The sequence below is a fragment of the Streptococcus sp. NM genome (assembly GCF_003390135.1).
Classification (GTDB): Bacteria; Bacillota; Bacilli; order Lactobacillales; family Streptococcaceae; genus Streptococcus.
Genome location: NZ_QUOS01000001.1, coordinates 695,629 through 715,445, shown reverse-complemented (window position 1 = coordinate 715,445; position 19,817 = coordinate 695,629). Strand labels below are relative to the sequence as shown.

The 19,817-nt window shown below is 39.5% G+C and carries 14 protein-coding genes; 12 read left to right on the top strand and 2 right to left on the bottom strand.

Annotated features, from left to right (window positions below; all coding sequences use genetic code 11):
- Positions 1–32 precede the first annotated feature (32 nt).
- The 4 genes from yycF to DXN33_RS03650 all read left to right on the top strand — a co-directional run bounded on the left by yycF (position 33) and on the right by DXN33_RS03650 (position 3,761).
- Positions 33–740 (top strand): response regulator YycF, encoded by a 708-nt coding sequence (gene yycF / locus DXN33_RS03665; RefSeq protein ID WP_000722072.1) that lies wholly within the window; start codon positions 33–35, stop codon positions 738–740.
- On the top strand, positions 733–2,082 hold the full coding sequence (vicK, locus tag DXN33_RS03660; protein ID WP_042751232.1) for a cell wall metabolism sensor histidine kinase VicK: 1,350 nt from the start codon (positions 733–735) through the stop codon (positions 2,080–2,082). The genes yycF and vicK overlap by 8 nt, the downstream gene beginning before the upstream one ends.
- 1 nt (position 2,083) lies before the next feature.
- Positions 2,084–2,893, top strand: coding sequence for an MBL fold metallo-hydrolase (locus DXN33_RS03655; protein WP_115904373.1), 810 nt, complete (start codon positions 2,084–2,086; stop codon positions 2,891–2,893).
- Between the two features lie 94 nt (positions 2,894–2,987).
- Positions 2,988–3,761 (top strand): ion channel, encoded by a 774-nt coding sequence (locus DXN33_RS03650; RefSeq protein ID WP_115904481.1) that lies wholly within the window; start codon positions 2,988–2,990, stop codon positions 3,759–3,761.
- 37 nt (positions 3,762–3,798) lie between these two features.
- On the opposite strand, the gene DXN33_RS03645 is transcribed toward DXN33_RS03650, so the two are convergent.
- Together DXN33_RS03645 and DXN33_RS03640 are read right to left on the bottom strand one after the other, a co-directional pair.
- Positions 3,799–4,146 (bottom strand): PedC/BrcD family bacteriocin maturation disulfide isomerase, encoded by a 348-nt coding sequence (locus DXN33_RS03645; RefSeq protein WP_115904372.1) that lies wholly within the window; start codon positions 4,144–4,146, stop codon positions 3,799–3,801.
- 106 nt (positions 4,147–4,252) lie between these two features.
- Positions 4,253–5,971, bottom strand: a complete 1,719-nt coding sequence (locus DXN33_RS03640; protein WP_115904371.1) for a phospho-sugar mutase — start codon at positions 5,969–5,971, stop codon at positions 4,253–4,255.
- Between the two features lie 332 nt (positions 5,972–6,303).
- On the opposite strand from DXN33_RS03640, the gene DXN33_RS03635 reads away from it, so the two are divergent.
- The 8 genes from DXN33_RS03635 (at position 6,304) to glgA (ending at position 19,791) form a co-directional block, all read left to right on the top strand.
- Positions 6,304–7,458, top strand: coding sequence for a DUF4352 domain-containing protein (locus DXN33_RS03635; RefSeq protein ID WP_042751227.1), 1,155 nt, complete (start codon positions 6,304–6,306; stop codon positions 7,456–7,458).
- A 77-nt stretch (positions 7,459–7,535) separates the two neighbouring features.
- On the top strand, positions 7,536–9,437 hold the full coding sequence (locus DXN33_RS03630) for an ABC-F family ATP-binding cassette domain-containing protein (RefSeq protein WP_115904370.1): 1,902 nt from the start codon (positions 7,536–7,538) through the stop codon (positions 9,435–9,437).
- 63 nt (positions 9,438–9,500) lie between these two features.
- Positions 9,501–11,459: an NAD-dependent DNA ligase LigA gene (gene ligA, locus DXN33_RS03625; RefSeq protein ID WP_115904369.1), complete on the top strand. Its 1,959-nt coding sequence runs from the start codon at positions 9,501–9,503 to the stop codon at positions 11,457–11,459.
- Positions 11,460–11,578: 119 nt separating this feature from the next.
- Positions 11,579–13,858, top strand: a complete 2,280-nt coding sequence (gene pulA, locus DXN33_RS03620; RefSeq protein ID WP_115904368.1) for a type I pullulanase — start codon at positions 11,579–11,581, stop codon at positions 13,856–13,858.
- 313 nt (positions 13,859–14,171) lie between these two features.
- The gene (gene glgB / locus DXN33_RS03615; RefSeq protein WP_049487213.1) at positions 14,172–16,100 is read left to right on the top strand and encodes a 1,4-alpha-glucan branching protein GlgB; all 1,929 of its coding nucleotides are present in this window, start codon (positions 14,172–14,174) and stop codon (positions 16,098–16,100) included.
- The gene (locus DXN33_RS03610) at positions 16,090–17,232 is read left to right on the top strand and encodes a glucose-1-phosphate adenylyltransferase (protein WP_020902830.1); all 1,143 of its coding nucleotides are present in this window, start codon (positions 16,090–16,092) and stop codon (positions 17,230–17,232) included. The genes glgB and DXN33_RS03610 overlap by 11 nt, the downstream gene beginning before the upstream one ends.
- A complete protein-coding gene (glgD, locus tag DXN33_RS03605; RefSeq protein ID WP_049487212.1) occupies positions 17,222–18,361 on the top strand; it encodes a glucose-1-phosphate adenylyltransferase subunit GlgD in 1,140 nt (379 codons plus the stop codon). Before DXN33_RS03610 ends, glgD begins: the two co-directional genes overlap by 11 nt.
- Positions 18,358–19,791, top strand: a complete 1,434-nt coding sequence (gene glgA, locus DXN33_RS03600; protein ID WP_115904367.1) for a glycogen synthase GlgA — start codon at positions 18,358–18,360, stop codon at positions 19,789–19,791. Before glgD ends, glgA begins: the two co-directional genes overlap by 4 nt.
- Positions 19,792–19,817: the final 26 nt, after the last annotated feature.

The following is a 19,817-nucleotide window of genomic DNA, read 5'->3' as shown; positions in this document are numbered from 1 at the left end:
TTTGATATAATAGTAGAGAAAAAGGTGAACAAATGAAAAAAATATTAATTGTAGATGATGAAAAACCAATCTCGGATATTATCAAGTTTAATATGACCAAGGAAGGTTACGAGGTTGTAACTGCTTTTAATGGTCGTGAAGCACTAGAACAATTTGAAGCAGAGCAACCAGATATTATTATTCTGGATTTGATGCTTCCCGAAATTGATGGTTTAGAAGTTGCAAAGACTATTCGTAAGACGAGTAGTGTACCTATTATCATGCTGTCAGCTAAAGACAGTGAATTTGATAAGGTTATCGGTTTAGAGCTTGGAGCGGATGACTATGTAACCAAACCCTTCTCAAATCGTGAGTTGCAGGCGCGTGTTAAAGCTCTTCTTCGTCGTACGGACTTGGTTTCTGTAGATAATCAAGAGTCAGATGAAAAGAAAACCCAACCCTTGCAAATTGGGGACTTGGAGATTGTACCAGATGCTTATGTAGCTAAAAAATACGGTGAAGAACTAGACTTAACCCACCGTGAATTTGAGCTTTTGTATCACTTGGCTTCTCATATTGGTCAAGTGATTACCCGTGAACACTTGCTTGAAACGGTCTGGGGTTATGATTATTTCGGAGATGTTCGGACTGTTGACGTAACTATCAGACGTTTGCGTGAGAAGATTGAAGATACACCAAGTCGTCCAGAGTACATCCTAACACGTCGCGGTGTTGGTTATTATATGAGAAATAATGATTGAATTTATTAGAAAAAATATTCTTACTAGTGATTTTATCTTCATTTTAATTTTATTGGGTTTTATCTTGATTGTTACCTTGCTTTTGCTAGAAAATCGGCGAGATAATATTCGGTTGAAGCAAATCAATCAAAAGGTGAAAGACCTGATTGCAGGAGACTATTCTCAGGTATTGGATATGCAGGGAAGCTCTGAAATCACTAATATTACCAATAATCTCAATGATTTATCAGAAGTAATCCGTTTGACTCAAGAAAATCTGGAACAAGAGAGTAAACGATTACATAGTATCCTCTCTTATATGACGGACGGAGTCCTTGCGACCAATCGTCGTGGCAAGATTACCATGATTAATGACATGGCTAAGAAACAGTTAGGTGTTCAGAAAGAAGATGTTCTAAACAAAAGTATCCTAGAATTGCTTGAGATTGAAGATGAGTATGAACTTCGTGATTTGATTACCCAAGTTCCTGAGCTTATGATTGATTCTCAGGATGCCAATGGTGAATATCTGAGCCTTCGTGTACGTTTTGCCTTGGTTCGTCGAGAGTCTGGCTTTATCTCAGGTTTGGTTGCAGTTTTGCATGATACGACGGAGCAGGAGAAGGAAGAACGGGAACGGAGACTCTTTGTTTCCAACGTTAGTCATGAGCTACGAACGCCTCTGACTAGCGTAAAATCCTATCTTGAAGCCTTGGATGAGGGTGCCTTGTCAGAACCTGTCGCTCCAGACTTTATCAAGGTGTCTCTAGACGAAACAAACCGTATGATGCGGATGGTGACGGATCTTCTCCATCTTTCACGTATTGATAATGCAACCAGTCATCTAGATGTGGAACTGATTAACTTTACAGCTTTTATTACTTTTATTCTTAACCGTTTTGATAAGATGAGGGGATCAGATGAAGAGAAGAAATACGAATTGGTTAGAGATTATCCGATTACGTCTGTCTGGATTGAAATTGATACAGACAAAATGACGCAGGTGATTGATAATATTCTTAACAATGCCATTAAGTATTCACCAGATGGTGGGAAAATCACAGTGACCATGAAGACAACTGATGATCAGATGATTTTATCTATCTCAGACCAAGGTTTGGGTATTCCTAAGCAGGATTTACCACGTATTTTTGACCGTTTTTATCGTGTTGATCGTGCCAGAAGTCGTGCCCAAGGTGGTACAGGCCTAGGACTGTCTATTGCTAAAGAAATTATCAAACAACATAAGGGCTTTATTTGGGCCAAAAGTGAATACGGTAAGGGATCAACCTTTACCATCGTGCTCCCTTATGATAAGGATGCAGTGAAAGAAGAAGTATGGGAGGACGAAGTAGAAGACTAGAATGAGTGAAACAGGCTTTAAATACAGTATTTTAGCGTCGGGTTCCAGTGGAAATTCCTTTTATCTGGAAACGCCAAAAAAGAAACTTTTAGTGGATGCAGGCTTATCTGGTAAGAAAATCACCAGCCTACTTGCTGAAATCAATCGTAAACCAGAAGATTTGGATGCTATTTTGATTACCCATGAGCATGCTGATCATATTCATGGTGTCGGAGTTTTAGCTCGAAAGTATGGAATGGATCTTTATGCTAATGAAAAAACTTGGCAAGCTATGGAAAATAGTAAGTACCTAGGCAAAGTGGATTCATCACAAAAACATATTTTTGAGATGGGAAAAACTAAGACTTTTGGTGATATTGACATTGAAAGTTTTGGTGTTAGCCATGATGCGGTTGCTCCACAGTTTTACCGCTTTATGAAAGATGATAAGAGTTTTGTCATGCTGACGGATACAGGATATGTCAGTGACCGAATGGCAGGTATAGTCGAAAACGCCGATGGCTACCTAATTGAGTCAAACCATGATGTTGAAATCCTGAGAGCAGGTTCTTACGCATGGCGACTCAAGCAACGGATTCTGTCTGACCTAGGCCACCTCTCAAATGAAGATGGTGCTGATGCCATGATTCGCACACTAGGTAATCGTACCAAGAAGATTTACCTAGGACATTTGTCTAAAGAGAATAATATTAAAGAACTAGCCCACATGACCATGGTCAATCAGTTAGCTCAAGCAGATCTAGGAGTAGGAGTGGATTTTCAAGTTTACGATACGTCTCCAGACACTGCAACACCTTTAACGGATATATAAAAATGAACACCAAGTGGTGTTCATTTTTAATGAATCGTAGTTTTAAATTTATGCTATAATAAATTCATAAGCGATTATAATGGAGAAATATAAATTGAAGAAGACTTGGACATTTTCAGATTACTATGACACAATCATATTATTATTAGCATTGATATCTGTGGTGCTAGTTATTTTTGGATTTATGGATGTTATAGATTTGCATAATCCGCCTTACAATATTATTGATTTAATGATTTGGATAGTGTTTATAGTAGACTATCTATGGCGTTTCTTTACTAGTAAAGAAAAATTTCGTTTCATTATTGATAATATTTTTGATTTATTGGCAATCCTTCCATCAAATGCTATTTTTACAGTTTTCCGTTTGGGACGTATTTTTCGTTTAGCAAAATTAACAAAATTAGTTAAACTTACAAGGTTATTAAGAATAATTGGCTTAAGTGGAAAATTAGAAAGAAAAGCTAGTAGATTACTACGAACGAATGGCTTGCTTTATATCTTATATGTCAATGTATTTATTGTATTTGTTGGAAGCTCAATCTTCTCAGTTGTAGAGGAGAAGGCTTTCTCAGATAGTCTTTGGTGGGCTATTATTACAGTAACAACTGTTGGTTATGGTGATATAGTCCCAAGTTCAATATTTGGGAAATGGTTAGCAATAATCTTAATGCTAGTGGGAATTGGAACGATTGGGATGCTAACTAGCGCCTTAACTAATTTTTTTGTTAAAGAAAATTCTAATGAAGAATCCAAATTAGATGAACTACAGAATGAATTAGTTATGCAAAGGCGTTTAGTCGAGAAGCAGGCTGAAAGGATTGAAGAACTTCATAAAATGGTACAAGAATTGCTTAAAAAGTATTAGTTTAGAAAAAAACAAAAACCACTCAAACGAGTGGTTTTTATAATCCAGCAAATTCTTTGATTTCTTGAGCTGACATAGAAGAATCACAACGGACCTTAATCTCACCATTTTCAACATGAACAAAACCTGGTACAGTTGGGATTTCGTAACGTGATCGGAAGTCTTGCAATGCATCTAGTTGACTTGGTTCTTCACTATTGATGAAATAGATGTGTGCTTTTGTTTCAGCTACCACACCAGCCAAAGTGCCAGCAAATTTACGGCAGTAAGGGCAAGTTTTGCGACCGATAAAGAAGGTTGCAGTTTCTTTTTTATCAAGAGCTTCTTGCGCACGCGCAACTGTAGTGACTTCAAGGTCTTTGATGTTTTCTAAAAATTGTTCCATGAGTTTTCCTCGCTTTCTTTTAAATCTAGTATGCCATAAAATTTTTAAAAATGCTTAGATTTGATACGAAAAAAGATGAGATTGGTTGATCTCATCTTTTAATTGTTTATTTTACAAAGGCATTGATTTCAGCTTCGATGTTAGCAATTTTAGCTTGTGATTCTTCGTTTGTTTCCCCTACAACTGCAATGTAGAACTTGATTTTTGGTTCTGTGCCTGAAGGGCGAACGGCAATCCATGAACCGTCAGCGAGTGTGTATTTCAACACATCACTTGGAGGAGTTGTCAAGTTTGTAACAGTACCGTCAGCAGCAGTAGCTGTTTGAGCTTTGAAGTCTTCTACGACAGTGATAGCTGTTGTGTTCCATTCTTTTGGAGCATTGTTGCGGAATTTAGCCATAATTGCTTTGATTTGTTCAGCACCATCGACACCTGAAAGAGTAACAGAGATTGTTTTTTCTGCATAGTAACCGTACTCTTTGTAGATTTCTTCGATGCCGTCAGCAAGTGTTAAACCACGTGAACGGTAGTAGGCAGCAAGCTCAGCAACTACAAGGACAGCTTGGATAGCATCTTTATCACGAACGAATGGTTTAATCAAGTAGCCAAAGCTTTCTTCAAACCCCATCATGTAAGTGTGATTGTGTTTTTCTTCGAATTCTTGGATTTTTTCAGCGATAAATTTGAAACCAGTCAAGACATTGAACATAGTTGCGCCGTAGCTTTCTGCAATCTTCGTTACCAAGTCAGTTGATACGATTGATTTACATAGGGCTGCATTTGCAGGAAGAGTTCCAGCGTTTTTGTGGGCTTCCAAGATGTATTTAGCCATGATGGCACCGATTTGGTTACCTGAAAGGTTGAGGTAGCTACCATCTTTTTGAAGAACTTCAACACCAACACGGTCAGCGTCTGGGTCAGTTGCCACAAGAACATCTGCACCAACTTGACGACCAAGTTCTTCAGCAAGGGCAAAGGCTGCTTGGCTTTCTGGGTTTGGAGATTTTACAGTTGAGAAGTCAGGATCGGCAGTTGCTTGCGCCTCAACGACTTGAACTGAGTCAAATCCTGCTTGGGCAAGAGCACGACGAGCCAACATTTCACCAGTACCATGAAGTGGTGTGTAGACAATTTTCATGTCTTTACCGAATTCTTCAATCAAGGCTGGGTTGATGTTTACGTCCTTAACCTCTTTAAGGTATTCTACGTCAACAGCTTCGCCGATAACTTCAATCAAGCCAGAAGCTTTTTCAGCTTCCACATCAGCAACTTCAACTGCAAATGGGTTTTCGATAGCACGGATATAAGTAGTCAACGCGTCCGCATCGTGTGGAGGCATTTGTCCACCGTCTTCACCGTAAACCTTGTAACCGTTAAATGGTGCAGGGTTGTGGCTAGCTGTGACCATGATACCTGCGAAACAGTTGAGGTGACGAACTGCAAATGAGAGTTCTGGAGTTGGACGAAGGCTTTCAAATACATAAGATTTGATACCGTGTTTAGCAAGAACTGCCGCAGACTCAAAGGCAAACTCAGGTGAGAAGTGACGGCTATCGTAGGCGATTGCTACACCGCGTTCTTTTTCGTTTCCACCTTTTGACTCAATTAAACGAGCCAATCCTTCAGTAGCTTGACGAACAACGTAGATGTTGATACGGTTTGTCCCAGCACCAATCAAGCCACGCATACCTGCAGTACCAAATTCAAGGTTTGTATAGAAGGCATCTTCCTTCGTTTTTTCATCCATATTTTCCAAATCTTGACGAAGGTAGTCAGGAAGCTCCGCAAAATTAACCCATTTCTGGTAATTTTCTTGGTAAGACATTGAAATTCTCCTTTTTGTAAATTGTTTTAACCGTTCACATTATAGCACTTTTTAGCGTTTTAGTAAAACGTTAGCATGAGAGTCACTACTTTAATAAATCATTTTCCTCACGATATCTATCAGATTTAGTTTTCTGGTTTTCTATTGTATAAGCATAGGAAATAGATTTTAAAAAAAAACATTTAGTGATTAGTTAGGCATTTATAATTTGTTCCACCAATTTTAGAAAGAATTCTATAATTTTTAGATTTTTTTAAACATTCGGTTTTCTGTTTTGAATATTATTATACCTATGGTATAATATCAGTAATAATAAAAGGAGACATTCTATTATGAAAAAAATTCTTAAGCATTCTGCTTTATTGTTATCAGCTTTAGCACTTGTTGCTTGTGGAACTTCGAAAAAAGCCAGCGACAACGGTACTGCATCAAATTCTAACTTTGAAATATCTGTTAAAGATGGAATGTTTGTATTGCCTAAGGATGAAAATTCATCTTCAAACTATCTTGCACTTCAAGTAGAAATCAAAAACAATCGTGACAAACAGTTCAGTTTCACTAGCCGCGATATCACTCTTTACAATGAAAAAGATGAAAAAGTAGAACCAATTCAAATGTATGATAGTGACAGTAAAACTAAATTCATGGATTATGGGGATAGTATTTCTAAAGGAAAAAGTGTAGCTGGCTATGTTGTCTATGAAGTTGATAAAAATGCTAAATATGAGCTTCATTTTGCACCTAGCTTCTATGAAGATATCAAAGAAAAATCTAATAAGAATAATGACGTAGCTATCAAAGTTGATCCAAGTAAGTACGAAGATCATATTGATGAAGCTAAAGAAGTAATGAAAAAGTATGTTGATGCGGTCTACCTTGATGGGGAAAGCTCAGGTGGTGGGAAAAAACTAAGCACTACTGACAATAAGGCTAAAGTTGTTCCCCTTGCAGATGATAAAAAATCATCTGATGGTGGAGCTGAATTCACTAATGATGTTAAGGCTGATAGGGAAGAATTCATTAAGAAATTTACAGAATCATTCGGAAAAAGTTTTTATAACTACAAACCTTCAGATTCAGAACTCCGCACCTTTGCTGAAGGATATATCAAAGCTAATGCTAAACGAGCAAAGGTAGAATACAAAGTAAAAACTTATTTGCCTGACTATGCAGTTATCTATGTAAGACCAGAAACAATTGACTTGGATAACTTAAATGTTTATGAACTAAGCCGTAAATTCTACGAAGAAAATAAAGGAAAATATGGTAACTATTCAGAAGCTATGAAAGCTGGTGAGAAGTATATTCTAGAAAATGCTCCAAGCCAATTTGAGTCTACTCCTCTAGATACTAGTGATAGTATGAGAAAAGAGGGGTATGAAATTAAAATGAGTAAAAAAGATGGGAAATGGACCATTGACACTTCTTCTAAGAACTATGATTTAAACGATATGGCTCGCACATTCCGTGGAGGGGTTGGTTATTAATATTAAAAGTTCGAGTTTTAAACTTGAACTTTTTTATTGCATTTGTATAAAATAGAAAAAGATAGTAAAATAGGTTTATGATTATTTTACAAGCTAATAAAATTGAACGTTCTTTTGCAGGAGAGGTTCTTTTTGATAATATCAACCTGCAGGTTGATGAACGAGACAGGATTGCCCTTGTTGGGAAAAATGGAGCAGGTAAGTCTACTCTTTTGAAGATTTTGGTTGGAGAAGAGGAGCCAACTAGTGGAGAAATCAATAAGAAAAAAGATATTTCTCTGTCTTACCTAGCCCAAGATAGCCGTTTTGAGTCTGAAAATACCATCTACGATGAGATGCTTCATGTCTTTGATGACTTGCGTCGTACGGAGAAACAACTTCGTCAGATGGAGCTAGAGATGGGAGAAAAGTCTGGTGAGGATTTGGATAAACTGATGTCAGATTACGACCGCTTATCTGAGAATTTTCGCCAAGCAGGTGGCTTTACCTATGAAGCTGATATACGAGCCATTTTAAATGGATTCAAATTTGACGAATCTATGTGGCAGATGAGAATCGCTGAGCTTTCTGGTGGTCAAAATACCCGTCTGGCGCTGGCCAAAATGCTTCTTGAAAAGCCAAATCTCTTGGTATTGGACGAGCCAACCAACCATTTGGATATTGAAACTATTGCTTGGCTAGAGAATTACTTGGTAAATTATAGCGGTGCCCTCATTATCGTCAGTCATGACCGTTATTTCTTGGACAAGGTTGCGACAATTACGCTAGATTTGACCAAGCATTCCTTGGATCGCTATGTGGGCAACTACTCTCGTTTTGTCGAGTTGAAGGAGCAAAAGCTATCTACTGAGGCGAAGAATTATGAAAAGCAACAGAAGGAGATAGCTGCTCTGGAAGATTTTGTCAATCGCAATTTAGTCCGAGCTTCAACGACCAAACGTGCCCAATCTCGACGCAAACAACTGGAAAAAATGGAACGTTTGGACAAGCCTGAAGCTGGTAAGAAATCAGCCAATATGACCTTTCGGTCTGAAAAAACATCTGGTAATGTTGTATTGACTGTTGAAGATGCTGCTATTGGCTATGACGGGGAAGTCCTGTCAGAACCGATAAATCTAGACCTTCGTAAGATGAATGCTGTTGCCATCGTTGGTCCCAATGGTATTGGCAAGTCAACCTTTATCAAATCAATCGTGGATCAGATTCCTTTTATCAAGGGTGAAAAGCGATTTGGCGCTAATGTTGAGGTTGGTTACTATGACCAAACCCAAAGCAAGCTGACACCAAGTAATACTGTATTGGATGAACTCTGGAATGATTTTAAACTGACACCAGAAGTTGAAATTCGTAACCGTCTAGGTGCCTTCCTTTTCTTAGGAGATGATGTCAAAAAATCAGTCGGCATGCTGTCAGGTGGCGAAAAAGCACGTTTGCTTTTGGCTAAATTGTCTATGGAAAACAATAACTTTTTGATTTTGGATGAGCCAACCAACCACTTGGATATTGATAGTAAGGAAGTGTTGGAAAATGCCTTGATTGACTTTGATGGAACTCTTCTATTTGTCAGCCACGACCGTTACTTTATCAATCGTGTAGCAACTCATGTACTGGAATTGTCTGAGAAGGGTTCAACTCTCTACCTTGGAGATTACGATTACTATGTTGAGAAGAAAGCAGAAGTAGAAATGATTCAAACTGAGGAAGCTTCAACCAGCAATCAAGCAAAAGAAGCAAGCTCAGTTAATGACTATCAAGCTCAGAAAGAAAGTCAAAAAGAAGTTCGTAAGCTCATGCGACAAATCGAAAGTCTAGAAGCTGAAATTGAAGAGTTAGAAAGTCAAAGTCAAGCGATTTCTGAACAAATGTTGGAAACAAACGATGCCGAAAAACTCATGGAATTGCAGGCTGAACTGGACAAAATCAGCCACCGTCAGGAAGAAGCTATGCTTGAGTGGGAAGAATTATCGGAGCAGGTGTAAGATTTCTAAGTTTTCTGCCCTTCTCCATTGTGAGGAGGGCTTAATTTATGGTAAAATGGTTTTATGAATAAAAGAATGAATGAGTTGGTCGCCTTGCTCAATCGCTATGCGACTGAGTACTATACCAGCGACAATCCGTCGGTTTCAGACAGTGAGTATGACCGCCTTTACCGTGAGTTGGTCGAGTTGGAGTCTGCCTATCCAGATCAAGTGTTAGCAGACAGTCCGACCCATCGTGTTGGTGGCAAAGTCTTAGATGGTTTTGAAAAATACAGTCATCAGTATCCTCTTTATAGTTTGCAGGATGCTTTTTCACGTGAGGAGCTTGAAGCTTTTGACGCGCGTGTTCGTAAGGAAGTGGCTCATCCAACCTATATTTGTGAGCTGAAAATCGATGGCTTGTCTATCTCACTGAATTATGAAAAGGGGATTTTCGTTGCTGGGGCAACGCGTGGAGATGGTTCTGTTGGGGAGAATATCACGGAAAACCTTAAGCGTGTTAAGGACATTCCTTTGACCTTGCCAGAAGAACTAGATATCACAGTTCGTGGGGAATGTTACATGCCACGCGCTTCTTTTGACCAGGTTAACCAAGCTCGCCAAGAAAATGGAGAGCCTGAATTTGCCAATCCTCGTAATGCGGCAGCAGGCACCCTGCGACAGTTGGATACAGCAGTAGTTGCCAAGCGCAATCTTGCGACTTTCCTCTATCAAGAAGCCAGCCCGTCAACTCGTGATAGTCAAGAAAAAGTTTTGACGCACCTTGAACAACTAGGTTTTGTGGTCAATCCTAAGCGGATTTTGGCTGAAAATATAGATGAAATCTGGAATTTTATCCAAGAAGTAGGAGAGGAACGAGACAGTCTTCCCTATGATATCGATGGGGTGGTGATCAAGGTAAACGACCTAGCAAGTCAAGAAGAACTCGGTTTTACCGTTAAGGCTCCAAAGTGGGCAGTGGCCTACAAGTTCCCTGCTGAGGAAAAAGAAGCCCAACTACTCTCAGTTGACTGGACAGTTGGCCGTACGGGTGTTGTAACCCCAACTGCAAATCTAACACCAGTACAACTAGCTGGTACAACTGTTAGCCGTGCAACTCTGCACAATGTCGATTATATTGCTGAAAAAGATATCCGCAAAGACGATACGGTTATCGTCTATAAGGCTGGAGATATCATCCCTGCCGTTTTACGTGTGGTAGAGTCCAAACGGGTTTCTGAAGAGAAACTGGATATCCCTACAAACTGTCCAAGTTGTAACTCTGACTTGTTGCACTTTGAAGATGAAGTGGCCCTTCGTTGTATCAATCCGCGTTGTCCTGCCCAAATCATGGAAGGTTTGATTCATTTTGCTTCTCGTGATGCCATGAATATTACAGGCCTTGGTCCATCTATTGTTGAGAAACTCTTTGCTGCCAATCTAGTCAAGGATGTAGCGGATATTTACCGTTTGCAAGAAGAAGATTTCCTCCTTTTAGAGGGGGTTAAGGAAAAGTCCGCTGCTAAACTGTATCAAGCCATTCAAGCATCTAAGGAAAATTCTGCAGAGAAGCTCTTATTTGGTTTGGGAATTCGCCATGTAGGAAGCAAGGCCAGTCAGCTCTTACTTCAACATTTTCATTCAATCGAAAATCTGGCGCAGGCAGATCCAGAGGAAGTGGCTAGTATTGAAAGTCTGGGTGGTGTGATTGCCAAGAGTCTTCAGACATATTTTGCGACAGAAGGCTCTGAAATTCTCCTCAGAGAATTGAGAGAAGCTGGGGTCAATCTGGACTATAAAGGTCAGACAGTAGTTGCGGATGCAGCCTTGTCAGGTTTGACAGTGGTATTGACTGGAAAATTAGAACGTCTCAAACGCTCAGAAGCTAAAAGTAAACTCGAAAGCTTGGGAGCTAAAGTAACAGGTAGTGTTTCTAAAAAGACCGACCTCGTCGTTGCAGGTGTAGATGCTGGAAGTAAACTGCAAAAAGCAAAAGAACTTGGTATCGAAGTTCGAGATGAAGAATGGCTAGAAAGCTTGTAATAATCGTTTAAAATCAGAGTTTAGATAATATGACTATGTTTTTTAATCGGTACTAAATCGGTCAAGAATTTATTAGTGAAAATAGAAACAAATTAAGAAGTAAAAAGGAAAATTAAAAAATGTATAACTACCCTATGCGTATTCATTACCATCGCAAGAATGGAGAATACGACACCTGCTCTTTTGTAAAAAGTCAAGACCAGCGAATTGATTTGCTGACCTACAAAGAAGATTATTTTGGCGCTTTATTTAGTTTTGAACACCCAAGTGTTCATGCATTAGAAAGCTTGAATTTTGTGGTTCATACAGGTCAAACCAGTAAAGAATATGCTATCCGTTTTAATCATTATCCTCTTTTAACAGAAGTCTGGATTTTGGAAGGGGATGATAGAATTTATTATTCTGAAAATCCTGCTATTGTCAGTCCTTTCTATAAGAATCAAAATCCTTTTGCCTTTGACAAGGCCATTAATAGTGCTAGTTTTGACCACCATTGGGGTTACCAAGGTGAATTGGGGTGCCGTGTAGAGGATAATCAAGCTCATTTTGCTCTCTGGGCTCCAACAGCGACAGAAGTGCAGGTAGTTGTTTATGAATCTGCCGCTAACAATGCTCCTGTTTGGAAGACTTTTGAGATGGAAAGAGGCAATAGCTACTCTTATAACCATAAAGACAATACAATCGGTGTCTGGAGTTTGGATGTTGATGAAGATTTGACTGGTAAGGCTTATCAGTATCAAGTCCAATTCCCTCATCACCAGACACTGACACGTGACCCTTACACAATCGCGACCAGTCCTGATGGCAAACGTTCAGCTATCCTGAGTCATGCAGAAAAGCAAGTTGAAGGCTTCGAGGTCAAGCACGGTTCTGAGGCTACTTGGCGTTTGACAAATCCATGTAAGGCAGTTATCTGTGAAATGCACATTCGTGATTTGACCAAATCACCGACCTCGGGTGTGGATGAACATCTTCGAGGAACTTTCTTGGGTGCTGCTCAGACTGGAACGGTTAACCAGTACGGTCAAGCAACTGCTTTTGATTACATCAAAGAGATTGGCTACAATTATGTTCAGTTGCAACCAATTGCAGACCGTCACAAAGAATATGATGCTGATGGGAATGTAACCTACAACTGGGGTTATGATCCACAAAACTATAATGCACCAGAAACGAGCCTTTCAACCAATCCAGATGATCCAGCTCAGGTCATTCGTGATTTGAAGACCATGGTTCAAGCCTATCACGATGCGGGCATTGGTGTCATTATGGATGTGGTCTATAACCATACCTTCTCAGTTGTTGATGCACCTTTCCAAACAACTGTCCCTGATTACTATTATCGTATGAACCCAGATGGCACCTTCCAGAATGGAACAGGTGTTGGAAATGAAACAGCCAGCGAACACGAAATGTTCCGCAAGTATATGATTGATTCTCTTCTATACTGGGTGCAGGAATACAATATTGACGGCTTCCGTTTTGATTTGATGGGGATTCATGATGTTAAGACCATGCAGATGATTCGTCAGAGCTTGGATGAAATCGACCCTAACATTATCCTCTATGGAGAAGGTTGGGATATGGGAACAGGTCTTGCCCCTTATGATAAGGCTAAGAAAGACAATGCCTACCAGATGCCAAGTATTGGTTTCTTTAATGACAATCAGCGTGATGCTGTAAAAGGTGGAGAAGTTTATGGTGCTATCAAGTCAGGTTTTGTTAGTGGTGCTGCGACAGAGCCAATTCTTGCCAAAGCAATTCTAGGCAGTCGTGAATTAGGTACCTATACACATCCAAACCAAGTACTTAACTATGTGGAAGCCCATGACAATTACAATCTTCACGATTTGTTGGCAACCCTACATCCAGACCAAAGTTCAGAGCAAATCATGCGCAAGGTTGAGACAGCCACAGCTATGAACCTACTCATGCAGGGGATGGCCTTTATGGAAATCGGTCAAGAATTTGGTCGTACCAAACTGGTTGCGACTGGTGAAAATGGTGAGCTGACCCATGATGATAGAGAACGTGCTATGAATAGCTATAATGCTCCAGACAGTGTGAACCAAGTGAACTGGGACTTGCTTAATGAGCGTCAAGATAGTATTGAGTTTATCCGTCAGATGATTCGATTGAAGACAGAAAGCAGTGCCTTTTCTTACTCAACTTATGATGAGATTTACCATCATGTTTTTGTTCATTCAGCCAACGAACATAGTGGTTGGATTGTCTATGAGATTCAAGGGGAAGAACATTTACTGGTTGTATTTAATGCTAAAGGGCAAGACTTCCAGTTTGAAAATGCTGGAAATCTAGAACTATTGGTGACCAATAGCCATTTAAGTGATAAAGATATGGTTGGTGGCGTCAGTGCCAGCGTCTTTAAAGTTTTGTAGAATAGATTTACAATTTAAATTCATTTGTGGTGCTTTATCTGTTAATAAAATCAGGAGATTCGTTTCCTGATTTATTTTTTTACTTAAAATTATATTTTTGTTAGCTAAATAACGAACTTTATGATAGTATTATAAAAAAACAATTCGTTTTCAAAGCGTTTCTGAAAATTTCTTGATTTACAAGTGAACACATCAGTGAATTTGTTGAAGACTTTCAAAAGATTTTTTTGCAAATTCCGTAATTTACTTGAATCTTCCCTAAAAAGGTAGTATAATAAATCTATAGAAAACGCTTACAGAAATAGGAGGGTGTATGGATAAGAAAAAAGCTTTAAAAACCTTTATGACAGGTGAAAATTTTCACCTCCAGCACTATCTGGGAGCTCATAGGGAAGAAAAAAATGGAGAGTATGGCTATACTTTTCGTGTGTGGGCGCCTAATGCTCAGGCTGTTCACTTGGTAGGGGATTTCACTAATTGGGTTGAAAATCAAATTCTGATGGAACGGAATGAATTTGGAGTCTGGGAAGTCTTTACCAGTCTTGCTCAAGAAGGCCAAATTTATAAGTACCATATCACACGTGCAAATGGTCATCAGCTGATGAAGATTGACCCTTTGGCTGTACGGTATGAGGCACGACCTGGGACTGGTGCTATTTTAACAGATATTCCAGAAAAGAAATGGAAGGATGGTCTCTGGCTAGCCCGTAGAAAACGCTTGAGCTTTGAAGAGCGTCCTGTCAATATTTACGAGGCTCATGCTGGCTCTTGGAAGAGAAATCCTGATGGCAGCCCCTATAGTTTTGCTCAATTGAAAGATGAACTTATTCCTTACTTGGTTGAGATGAACTATACTCACATTGAGTTTATGCCTTTGATGTCTCACCCACTCGGTTTGAGTTGGGGTTACCAGCTTATGGGTTACTTTGCTTTAGAGCATGCCTATGGTCGTCCTGAAGAGTTTCAAGATTTTGTTGAGGAATGTCACTTAAACAATATAGGCGTCATTGTGGACTGGGTACCTGGTCACTTTACTATCAATGATGATGCCTTGGCCTATTATGATGGAACACCGACTTTTGAATACCAAGACCATAATAAGGCTCATAACTATGGTTGGGGAGCACTCAATTTTGACCTTGGAAAGAATGAAGTCCAGTCTTTCTTGATTTCTAGTATTATGTTTTGGATTGACTTTTACCATCTAGATGGTATTCGTGTGGATGCAGTGAGCAACATGCTCTATCTTGACTACGACGATGCTCCATGGACGCCTAATAAAGATGGGGGCAATCTCAACTACGAGGGATATTATTTCTTAAAACGTTTGAATGATGTCATTAAACAAGCTCATCCAGATGTTATGATGATAGCTGAGGAAAGTTCATCAGCTACTCAGATTACTGACACCAAGGATTCAGATGGCCTTGGCTTCGACTACAAATGGAATATGGGTTGGATGAATGATATCCTCCGATTCTACGAAGAAGATCCGATTTATCGTAAATATGACTTTAACCTGGTGACTTTTAGCTTTATGTATGTCTTCAAGGAGAATTATCTCCTACCATTCTCGCACGATGAAGTGGTTCATGGCAAGAAGAGTATGATGCACAAGATGTGGGGAGATCGTTATAATCAATTCGCAGGCTTGCGTAATCTCTACACTTACCAAATTTGTCACCCTGGTAAGAAATTACTCTTCATGGGTAGTGAATATGGGCAATTCCTAGAATGGAAATCTGAAGAACAGTTGGAATGGTCTAATCTAGAAGATCCAATGAATGCTAAGATGAAGTATTTCACTTCTCAGCTAAACCAGTTTTATAAAGACCACCGCTGTCTGTGGGAAATTGATACCAGCTATGATGGTATTGAAATCATCGATGCGGATAATCGAGACCAGAGTGTTCTTTCCTTCATCCGTAAGGGTAAGAAGGATGATATGTTAGTCTGTATCTTTAATATGGCACCTGTTGAACGAAAAGATTTTACAATCGGACTTCCTGTTGCAGGGATTTACGAAGAAGTCTGGAATACTGAGTTAGAAGAGTGGGGAGGCGTTTGGAAAGAACACAATCAAACTGTGCAAACACAAGAAGGACTTTGGAAAGATTATGAGCAGACCTTGACCTTTACCCTACCGGCTATGGGAGCAAGTGTTTGGAAAATCAAACGTCGCTTGAAACCTACTAAAACCGTCACAAGTAAAAACCAAAAAGGAGTAGAAAATGAAGAATGAAATGTTAGCTTTGATTCTTGCTGGTGGGCAAGGAACTCGTCTCGGTAAACTCACTCAAAGCATTGCAAAACCAGCTGTGCAATTTGGTGGGCGCTACCGTATCATTGACTTTGCTCTTTCAAACTGTGCCAACTCAGGTATCAACAATGTTGGAGTTATTACACAGTACCAACCACTTGCTCTCAACAACCATATTGGGAATGGTTCAAGCTGGGGACTAGACGGTATCAATTCTGGTGTCTCTATTCTTCAACCTTATTCTGCAAGCGAAGGAAATCGTTGGTTCGAGGGGACTAGCCACGCTATTTACCAAAATATTGATTATATCGACAGTGTCAACCCTGAGTATGTTTTGATTCTATCTGGGGACCACATCTATAAAATGGATTATGATGATATGCTCCAGTCACACAAGGATAATAATGCTAGTTTGACAGTCGCAGTTCTTGATGTTCCTCTTAAGGAAGCTAGCCGTTTTGGTATCATGAATACAGATGCAAACAATCGTATTGTTGAATTTGAAGAAAAACCAGCTCAACCTAAATCCACCAAAGCTTCTATGGGAATCTATATCTTTGATTGGCAACGTCTGCGCAATATGCTTGTTGCTGCTGAAAAGAGCAATGTCGATATGTCTGACTTTGGTAAGAATGTCATTCCAAATTACCTTGAGTCAGGTGAAAGTGTTTATGCCTACGAATTTAATGGTTACTGGAAAGATGTTGGTACGATTGAATCGCTTTGGGAAGCTAACATGGAATATATTTCACCAGAAAATGCCTTGGATAGCCGTAACCGTCAATGGAAGATTTACTCAAGAAACTTAATTTCACCACCAAACTTCCTTGGGGCAAATGCTCACGTGGAAGATTCCTTGGTTGTTGATGGCTGTTTCGTAGATGGAACTGTTAAACATTCTATCCTCTCAACAGGTGCGCAAGTTCGCGAAGGGGCAGAAGTAGTAGATTCAGTTATCATGAGTGGTGCAATTGTTGGTCAGGGAGCTAAAATCAAACGTGCCATTATTGGTGAAGGTGCAGTTATTTCTGATGGTGTCGAAATTGATGGAACAGAAGAAGTACAAGTTGTAGGATATGATGAAGTAGTGGGGGTAGCAACAGATGAAGATTGATAAATATTCTGCCATTTTAGGAAACACAGTTGGTTTTCATGATATGTCAACACTGACAGACCACCGTCCAGTAGCTAGTTTGCCATTTGGTGGTAAATATCGCTTAATTGATTTCCCGCTTTCAAGTCTTGCTAATGCTGGTGTCCGTAGTATTTTTGGTATTTTCCAACAAGATAATATCAGCTCAGTCTTCGACCATATCCGTTCTGGGCGTGAGTGGGGCTTGTCAACTCTTCTTAGCCACTACTATCTAGGTATTTACAATACCCGTGTGGAAAGTAGTACAGTTGGAAAAGAATACTACCAACAGCTTCTTACTTATTTGAAACGTTCTGGCTCAAACCAAACAGTATCACTTAACTGTGATGTTTTGATTAATATTGATCTGAACCAAGTATTCCACCTACACAGTGCAAATAAGGGGCCTATCACTGTAGTTTATAAAAAACTACCTAAAAAAGATATTTCAGAAGTAAATGCAATCTTGGAAGTGGATGAAACAGACCATGTTCGTTCTCACAAACTCTTTGATAGTAAATCAACAGATGAAGTTTACAATATGTCCACAGATATCTTTGTCGTTGATACACCGTGGTTGATTGAACGCTTAGAAGAAGAAGCTAAGAAAGAACATCCAGAGAAATTGCGTTATGTTTTACGGGATTTAGCTGCAAAAGAAGGGGCTTTTGCCTACGAGTACACAGGTTATCTAGCAAATATTCATTCTGTAGAGTCTTATTACAAAGCTAACAAAGATATGCTTGAATCACAAAAATTCTACTCTCTCTTCTCACCAAATCAAAAGATTTATACAAAGGTCAAGAATGAAGAACCGACCTACTATGCTAACACATCGAAGGTAAGCACGTCTCAGTTTGCTTCTGGTAGTATCATTGAGGGGGAAGTGGATAATTCTGTTCTATCACGTAATATTCATGTGCATAAGGATAGCTTGGTTAAAGATAGCATCTTATTCCCTCGTGTTGTTATTGGAGAAGGTGCTCAGGTAGAATATGCTATTTTGGACAAGGGTGTTGAAGTTGCGGATGGCGTTGTGATCCGTGGAACTGCAGAACATCCAGTCGTCGTTAAGAAAGGTGCTAAAGTAACAGAGGATATTCATTCATGAAAATTTTATTTGTAGCAGCGGAGGGTGCACCCTTTTCAAAAACAGGTGGTTTGGGAGACGTCATTGGCGCTCTTCCAAAATCACTGGTAAAAGCAGGACATGAAGTTGCAGTAATTCTCCCCTACTATGACATGGTAGAGGCTAAATTTGGAAATCAGATTGAAGATGTTCTTCATTTTGAGGTGAGTGTTGGTTGGCGCAGACAGTACTGTGGAATTAAGAAAACAGTACTAAATGGTGTGACCTTCTACTTTATTGACAATCAATATTATTTCTTCCGTGGTCATGTTTACGGTGATTTTGACGACGGAGAGCGCTTTGCATTTTTCCAACTTGCTGCCATTGAGGCTATGGAAAGGATTGACTTTATTCCTGATCTTCTCCATGTTCATGACTACCATACAGCTATGATTCCTTTCTTGTTGAAGGAAAAATACCGTTGGATTCAAGCCTATCAAGGAATAAAAACTGTTTTAACTATTCATAATTTAGAATTCCAAGGACAATTTTCAGAAGGAATGTTGGGTGATTTGTTTGGAGTTGGCTTTGAACGATACGCTGATGGCACCCTTCGCTGGAATAACTGTCTGAACTGGATGAAGGCAGGTATTCTCTATGCGGATCGTGTGTCAACCGTTTCACCTAGTTATGCTCATGAAATTATGACTAGTCAGTTTGGATGTAACTTGGATCAGATTCTTAGGATGGAGTCTGGTAAAGTTTCTGGTATCGTGAATGGGATTGATGCTGACCTTTATAATCCTCAGACGGATGCCCTTTTAGACTATCATTTTAATCAGGAAGATCTGTCTGGAAAAGCCAAGAATAAGGCAAAATTACAAGAGAGAGTTGGCTTGCCAGTTAGAGCTGATGTTCCTCTGGTGGGAATTGTTTCTCGTTTGACACGTCAAAAAGGTTTTGATGTAGTGGTGGAAAGTCTGCACCATATCTTGCAAAATGATGTTCAGATTGTTCTTTTGGGAACTGGCGATCCAGCATTTGAAGGAGCTTTCTCATGGTTTGCTCAAATCTATCCAGACAAGCTATCAGCAAATATCACTTTTGATGTCAAACTAGCTCAAGAAATCTACGCTGCTTGTGACCTCTTCCTCATGCCAAGTCGTTTTGAACCGTGTGGCTTGTCTCAAATGATGGCTATGCGTTACGGAACCTTGCCATTGGTCCATGAAGTTGGTGGCTTGCGAGATACCGTTCGTGCTTTCAATCCAATCGAAGGAAGCGGTACTGGCTTTAGCTTTGACAATCTATCACCTTATTGGTTAAATTGGACTTTCCAAACAGCTTTGGACTTGTATAGAAATCATCCTGACGTTTGGAGAAACTTACAAAAACAAGCTATGGAGTGTGATTTCTCATGGGATACAGCCTGCAAGTCATACCTAGACTTGTACCATAGTTTAGTTAATTAATAGATAAAATCGTATGATGACTTCAT

Coding starts and splice junctions, on each gene's coding strand:
- yycF (WP_000722072.1), top strand. CDS start 33: ATGAAAAAAATATTAATTGTAGATGATGAAAAACCAATCTCGGATATT.
- vicK (WP_042751232.1), top strand. CDS start 733: ATGATTGAATTTATTAGAAAAAATATTCTTACTAGTGATTTTATCTTC.
- DXN33_RS03655 (WP_115904373.1), top strand. CDS start 2,084: ATGAGTGAAACAGGCTTTAAATACAGTATTTTAGCGTCGGGTTCCAGT.
- DXN33_RS03645 (WP_115904372.1), bottom strand. CDS start 4,146: ATGGAACAATTTTTAGAAAACATCAAAGACCTTGAAGTCACTACAGTT.
- DXN33_RS03640 (WP_115904371.1), bottom strand. CDS start 5,971: ATGTCTTACCAAGAAAATTACCAGAAATGGGTTAATTTTGCGGAGCTT.
- DXN33_RS03635 (WP_042751227.1), top strand. CDS start 6,304: ATGAAAAAAATTCTTAAGCATTCTGCTTTATTGTTATCAGCTTTAGCA.
- DXN33_RS03630 (WP_115904370.1), top strand. CDS start 7,536: ATGATTATTTTACAAGCTAATAAAATTGAACGTTCTTTTGCAGGAGAG.
- ligA (WP_115904369.1), top strand. CDS start 9,501: ATGAATAAAAGAATGAATGAGTTGGTCGCCTTGCTCAATCGCTATGCG.
- pulA (WP_115904368.1), top strand. CDS start 11,579: ATGTATAACTACCCTATGCGTATTCATTACCATCGCAAGAATGGAGAA.
- glgB (WP_049487213.1), top strand. CDS start 14,172: ATGGATAAGAAAAAAGCTTTAAAAACCTTTATGACAGGTGAAAATTTT.
- DXN33_RS03610 (WP_020902830.1), top strand. CDS start 16,090: ATGAAGAATGAAATGTTAGCTTTGATTCTTGCTGGTGGGCAAGGAACT.
- glgD (WP_049487212.1), top strand. CDS start 17,222: ATGAAGATTGATAAATATTCTGCCATTTTAGGAAACACAGTTGGTTTT.
- glgA (WP_115904367.1), top strand. CDS start 18,358: ATGAAAATTTTATTTGTAGCAGCGGAGGGTGCACCCTTTTCAAAAACA.